The organism is Gemmatimonadales bacterium (assembly GCA_035502185.1).
Classification (GTDB): domain Bacteria; phylum Gemmatimonadota; class Gemmatimonadetes; order Gemmatimonadales; family JACORV01; genus Fen-1245.
This window is the reverse complement of the sequence record DATJUT010000019.1, coordinates 1-6,052: the sequence shown is the minus strand read 5'-3', so window position 1 is coordinate 6,052 and position 6,052 is coordinate 1. Positions and strand designations below refer to the sequence as shown.

Genomic DNA, 6,052 nt, shown 5'->3' with positions numbered 1-6,052 from the left:
TCACGCCGAGCATGATGAACACGCCAGCGTGAATCGTGACGGCGCGTGCCGTGGTCAGGAGGGACGCCAGCAGCCATATCCCGAAGGCCAGCTGGCTGATGCCAGCTGAGCAGCGGGTCCTTCTGAGACGCGAAATCTGCGGCACGTAGGCCACCGCGGCCAGCCCGGCGCCGACGAAGCCCGCGATCTCCGTGATGGTCATCATCACCGCCGCCATAGTCGAAGCGACTCGTCATGCCGGAGGATTCCGTCGCGTGGGGCGCTCGGCTCCGGCCACGGCGCGGGGGCCCGGCGGACTGATGCGGTGGTCATCCGACTTCCTCTCGGCGCAACCCTGGGAATGACAGGAGATGGCATGGTCGTTCGCGTTAGGTTGGACGGGGTACCTCTGCCGCGATGGTGCGCTGGACGGCAGGGCGCGATGTCCGCACCGGTGGAAGGTCGGCGCGGACATCGCACGGAGGGTCAGGCGCGGGCTACGTCGATCGCCACGGGGACGGGATTGCTGACGATGTCCCGGACAGGCGAGTAGCGGACGAGGCTGGCGAGCTCGGCGAGCTGATCGTCGTCGAAGTCTCCGCTTGCCTTGAAGGCGACTCGGATGTTCTCGAATCCGGGACGAACTGCCTCGTCGAGACCGAGAAAGCCGCGCAGGTCCACGTCACCCTCAATCGTGGCCTCCAGGCCGTCGAGCGCGATACCGCGGGCGGCGGCGTGGTAGACGATCGTGCCCGACAGGCACGCCGCGAGGGCATGGAGCACATACTCGACCGTGTTGGGGGCCTGGTTCTGGCCGAGGAGCACCGGCGGCTCGTCGGCGTCGACGACGAACGGCTCGGTCCGGCTGGTGTCCTCTTGGCCGGCGCCGTAGAACTCCTTGATCGTGGTGCGACTGTGACCGCCGTCGAGCCACCGGTTGCGCGCGCGGAATTGAAACCGCGCCAGCGTTGGGTCGGCACTGATGTGGTCGATCGTCCCGTAGAGGCGGTCGACGTCGACGCCGTTGATGGTGTGGGTGACCTGCATGGTCAGCTCCTTTGTGGTGGGGTTGGCCGAGATGGAGTCGGCCGGTGTGCAGGCACCGTAAGGAAGGAGCGCTTCCCGAATTCTTCCCTGCCGGTCGCCGGCACCGGCGTCTTACTGCGAGGCGTGCTGCGTGGGATGCTTTGGCCGATGCGACGCTTGGATGTCCGGCTGCTGGGCCGGTTCGAGGTCGCGGTGGACGCGCAGCCAGTGGCCGCGCCGGCGTGGGGGCACCGTCGCGCCGAGGATCTGGTCAAGCTGCTCGCGCTTTCGCCGGGGCACCAGCTGACGCGCGATCAGGTCGTCGAGGCGCTGTGGCCACAACTGGGCGCCAAGGCTGGTGTCGCGAATCTCCACAAGGCGGCGTACTACGCCCGTAAAGCGCTCGGTTGGCCGGGAGCGATCGTGGTGCGGCACGGCGTGGTGGCCCTCGCCCCCGAGCACCACGTCGAGACCGACGTCGAGCAGCTCGGAACGGACGGCGGCTGGGACGGGGAGGCGGCGGAGCTGCTGCCTGAGGACCGCTATGAGGAGTGGACGGTCGAGCACCGCGAGCGGCTCGTCGAGCTTCGCACTGTGGCGCTGCGGCGCCAGGGCCGCTGGGCGGAGCTGCTACGTGCCGACCCGGCCGACGAAGAGGCCACTCGCGCTTTGATGCGCGAGCGTGCCGCGGCCGGTGATCGTGCGGCGGTCGTCCGGCAATTCCGGCGCCTGCGCAAGGCACTGGCCCTCCTCGGCCTGACGCCGTCGGAGGAGAGCTTGTCGCTGTACCGCGATGTGTCGCGCGGGGATCCGGTGCACGCGACGACTCGGTCGAGCCCGCCGATGCTCGGCCGGGACGGCGAGCTGGCCGTTGCACGGCGGGCACTCGACGCGACCGAACGCAAGGGTGGGGGCGCTCTGGTGGTTCTCGGGGACGCCGGGATGGGGAAGACGCGGCTCGTCGATGCCGTGCTCGAGGATGCGCAGGCACGCGGCTGGCATACACTGCGTGGCGCCGGCCGGGAGGAGGACGGCCATCCACCGTATGGGCCGATCATCGAGGCGATCAACCCGCTGATGGCGGCTCGCCCGGACCTGCTGGAGTCTCTGGGCGACTCCACGCGGCGCGTCCTCGCGCTGCTCGGTCCCTCCGCGCCGGCCGGCGAGGACGGCTCGCCCGGGGAAGTCGAACGCCATCAGGTGCTGGCCGCTGTCTGGCAGCTCATCGATGCCGCCGCGGGCGAGGGTGGTGTGCTCGTGGCGCTGGAGGATTTGCACTCCGCCGATGTGGCGACGCTGCTCCTGGCCCACTACCTGTGCCGTGCGGCTCGCCAGGCGCCGGTGCTGATCGTGCTGGCGGCACGCCACGGCGAGGCCGGTCCGGAGCTGGCGCGCGTGCGCGCCAGCCTGCGGGAGCAGCGCGCCGGCGTTGAGCTCGTCCTGCGCCCCCTGGCGCCTACTGCGCTGACCTGTATCGCCGAGCGCGCCGCGGGCCGGCCGCTCGGAGCAGGGACGCTCAAGGCGATCGCGGCCGCCGCGGCGGGTAATCCCTTCTTCGCCGAAGAAATCGCCGCGTCGGTCGACGCGGGCGATTTCCGCGTCCCAGCGCATGTCAATGAGATTCTCGACGCCCGCCTCGGGCGCCTGCCTGAGGAGGCGCGGCCGATCGTTTTGTTCGCCGCCGCTCTACAGGATCGCTTCTCCGTCACTGACCTGGCAGTGGTCGCCGGCGTCGATGAGGCGAGCGCTGAAGCAGCTGTCGCCGCCGCGCTGCGCCGAGGCGTGCTCGAGCGCGACACGTCCGGACTTCATTTCCGCCACCCACTGCTCCGAGACGCTGGCCGCCGGCAGCTCGATACCAAACGACTCATCGACGCGCACCTGCGGGCAGCGGCGCACCTTCGCGACAGCGGCGGCGCTCCCGAACGCGTCGCCTACCACCTGCTCGCAGCCGGCCGCGGCGGCGAGGCCGTGCCGTTGCTCCGAGCGGCGGCGCAACGCGCTGCCGCGGTCGGCGCCTACCGTGACGGTCAGCGGTGGGCCGAGCAGGCCCTCGGACACGCGCTCGCTGAGGAGCGGGGCGAACTGCTGGAGTTGCTTGGCGACTTGCGCTACGCCGCCGGCGACCGCCGCGCCGCCCGGACGTTTGTTGCCGCCGCCGACCTGGCCCCCCCCGATCGCCTGACCGATCTGCGGATTAAACAAGCCCGCGCGCTCACCGCCGCCGGCGACCCAACCACCGGATCGGAGGCCCTGCGTGACCTGACCACGAGCAGTGCCGAGCAACAGGCCCGGCTCGCCGTCGCGCGCGGGATCGTCGCCTGGTACGCCGGTGATCTCGACGAAGCGCGCCGGCAGGCTGAACAGGCCGCGCCGTTGATCCACGAAGCGGAAACCGAACGCGCAGAGCTCGCTGACCTCCAGGCGCTGATCGCGCACGCCGGCGGCGAGTGGGAGCGCCACACCGAATGGCAGCTTGCGGAGGTCTGGCACGTGCCCGAGCTCGCCGGTCGCGTGTTCGACATTTACACCTGCGTCACCGAGTATGTCTTGCATGCCGGTGATCCGTACGCTCGTCTCGCCGAGTTCGCGAGCGCCCTCCGCGAGCACGCGCACGCCGGCGGCGCCCTGCGCGGCGAGGCCTTCGGCACTACCCTGCTCGGCGAGATCGAGCTCCTGACCGGCGATCCCCACGCGGCACGCGCGCATCTGCTCCAAGCCGCCGCGCTGAGCCGCGAGGCGGGCGCGATCGGTGGCGAAGCCCTCGCCCGCACGCGCCTGGGCGAGGCGCTCATTTACCTGGACGAGCGTACCGCGTCGCGCGACCAGCTCAACGAGGCGCTCACGCTCGCGCACGCGTCAGCCCTGGCTGGTCATCTCCTGTTCATCGTTCACGGCCCCCTCCTACGCCTCCCCGAAGACCCTGCCGAGGCTCTGGCGCTGGTCGACCGCGCCGAAGCCTTGCTGGACCAAACCCCCCAATGCCTGTTCTGTCCCATGGACTACTACCTCGCAGGCGCAACCGCGTGCGCTCAGGCCGGGGAAATCGCCCGTGCTCACGAATTCCTTGCGCGAGTGGAGGTGACCGCCGGACGCTGGAACGGCGGGCCGTGGGCCCCGGCGGTGGCGGAGGCGCGCGGCGCGGTGCTCGCCGCCGCCGGCGACAAGGACGACGCGACCCAGTCACTCCGAGAAGCCATCGTCGGCTACGCCACCCTCGGGCAGCGCCTGAACGAAGCCCGAGCACGCCGCTTGCTGAGCGAACACCTCGCGAGCCCGCGGCGGCGCAGAGTCACGACGCAACACCAACCCACCTGACCGGACGCACCATTGGGCCGTCAACTCAACGAGCCTCTACAGCCGCCCAACTCACTTCGAAGACGTCGTCGGGCGCGGTCGGATTCCCCACCTCCAACAACCCGCGATGCGCCGACGCACCAGACGCTGGCGGTCGGTGGCCGTGCCACCACCTTCGCGATACCGTCAGCACCGCTCGGCGGCCCATCGTCGTCAAAGCGCCCGCCGGAGCCTCAAGACGCTCGGCGTCGCGCGCCGGAACGAATGCAGGACGCGACGATCCGTCGTGCAAGTCCCGATTCGCCACCAGCAAGACCGCGAGGCGAGACGACCCGCGGGGCCGCCTCGAGCTCCCTGCTGGCCGCGCAATGCGAGACGCGGCGCCGGGCCAGTCGAAGTTGCGTGGCGCGGGGGAAGGAGGTCTAGCCAACACCGCTGTGCTGGACGCTGCTGCTCCTACGGAAAGGGGGGCGTCAAGGGAGACAGCTGCTGCTCGTCCGCAGCGGGCGTTTCCCGCTCGCCGCTGGAAACGCTCGCATACGCCATTGCGATAGTGCGGCTTCGCACTCCTCGACACGATCCACTCGCCAAGCGTCGGCGGTTCATCTGGCTAGTGCTCGCCCGCGTCTTGCACGAGCAGGGCGATCTGGACGCGGTTGTCGACGTCTAGCTTGTCGAGGAGGCGGGAGACGTGGGCCTTGACCGTGGCGACGGAGAGGTGCAGCTCCGCGGCGATCTCGGCGTTGGTCTCGCCCCGGCCGACGGCGAGGGCGACATCGTGCTCGCGTGGGCTGAGCGTCGCCAGCCGGTCGCGGGCTCGCTCGGCGCGGGCGCCGGCGTCGGAGTCGCCGGCCACAAGGGAGATGAGCCGGCGTGTGACCGCGGGGGAGAGCATCCCGTCGCCGGCGTGGACGAGCTCGATCGCGCGGACGATTTCCGCCGGCAGGGTGTCCTTCAGGAGGAAGCCGGCTGCTCCGGCCTGCAGCGCGCGCAGGACGAGCTCGTCGGCGTCGAACGTCGTGAGGACGACGACGGCGGGCGGGTCGGGCTGCGCGGCGAGCAGCCGGGTGGCCGCGATGCCGTCGAGCTGCGGCATGCGGATGTCCATCAGGACCACGTCGGGCCGGTGCAGGTCGACAGCGCCGAGCACCTCGCGGCCGTCCGCGGCCTCGGCGACCACGTCGAGGTTCGCGGCGCCGGCGAGCATGATCCGCAGGCCGGAGCGCACGAGCGCGTCGTCGTCGACGAGCAGGACGCGGATCATCGCGGCAGACGGGCGCGCAGGACGAACGCGCCGTCGGGGTCGACGCCGTGCTCGAGTGTGCCGCCGGCGAGCGAGACGCGTTCGGCGAGCCCGATCAGGCCGGTCCCGGCCCCGGGCAGCGACGCGGCCGCGGCGACAGCCACCGGCGCGAGGCTGCGGACCTCGACCTGTAGGTCGCCGTCGGGCGCGCGGACGGTCAGCGTCACCGCTGCTCCCGGCGCGTGCTTGCGCGCGTTCGTCAGGCCCTCCTGCGCGATCCGGTAGGCGGTGCGTCCGACGGCGGCGGGCGGCGCCGCGTCGCCCGGCTCGATCCGGGCGGTGACCCGCATCCCGGCCGCCCGCGACTCCTCGACGAGGGCAGCGAGGTCGGCGAGCGTTGGCTGGGGCGGTTGCGTCAGGCTCTCGCCGCCGTCCTCCCGCAGGACGCCGATCACGCCGCGCAGCTCCTCGAGCGCCGTCTTCGCGCTCTCGCGGATCACGCCGGCC

Annotated in this window: 5 protein-coding genes; 1 reads left to right on the top strand and 4 read right to left on the bottom strand. The window is 71.4% G+C overall.

Annotated features, from left to right (window positions below):
• Together VMF70_02640 and VMF70_02635 are read right to left on the bottom strand one after the other, a co-directional pair.
• Window positions 1-205 (bottom strand): PQ-loop repeat-containing protein (locus tag VMF70_02640; protein ID HTT66904.1); only part of this gene is annotated, 205 nt, incomplete at its 3' end.
• 260 nt (window positions 206-465) lie between these two features.
• Window positions 466-1,026 (bottom strand): OsmC family protein, encoded by a 561-nt coding sequence (locus VMF70_02635; GenBank protein HTT66903.1) that lies wholly within the window; start codon window positions 1,024-1,026, stop codon window positions 466-468.
• Window positions 1,027-1,173: 147 nt separating this feature from the next.
• Here VMF70_02635 and VMF70_02630 point away from each other — a divergent pair, with 147 nt between their 5' ends.
• The gene (locus VMF70_02630; protein ID HTT66902.1) at window positions 1,174-4,323 is read left to right on the top strand and encodes an AAA family ATPase; all 3,150 of its coding nucleotides are present in this window, start codon (window positions 1,174-1,176) and stop codon (window positions 4,321-4,323) included.
• A gap of 589 nt (window positions 4,324-4,912) precedes the next feature.
• Here VMF70_02630 and VMF70_02625 read toward each other — a convergent pair.
• A complete protein-coding gene (locus VMF70_02625) occupies window positions 4,913-5,566 on the bottom strand; it encodes a response regulator transcription factor (protein ID HTT66901.1) in 654 nt (217 codons plus the stop codon).
• Window positions 5,563-6,052 (bottom strand): sensor histidine kinase (locus VMF70_02620; GenBank protein ID HTT66900.1); only part of this gene is annotated, 490 nt, incomplete at its 5' end. The genes VMF70_02625 and VMF70_02620, both read right to left, overlap by 4 nt.

What these genes read in the sequence shown, in the direction of transcription:
- VMF70_02630 (HTT66902.1), top strand. Translation starts at nt 1,174, where the DNA reads ATGCGACGCTTGGATGTCCGGCTGCTGGGCCGGTTCGAGGTCGCGGTG.
- VMF70_02625 (HTT66901.1), bottom strand. Translation starts at nt 5,566, where the DNA reads ATGATCCGCGTCCTGCTCGTCGACGACGACGCGCTCGTGCGCTCCGGC.
- VMF70_02635 (HTT66903.1), bottom strand. Translation starts at nt 1,026, where the DNA reads ATGCAGGTCACCCACACCATCAACGGCGTCGACGTCGACCGCCTCTAC.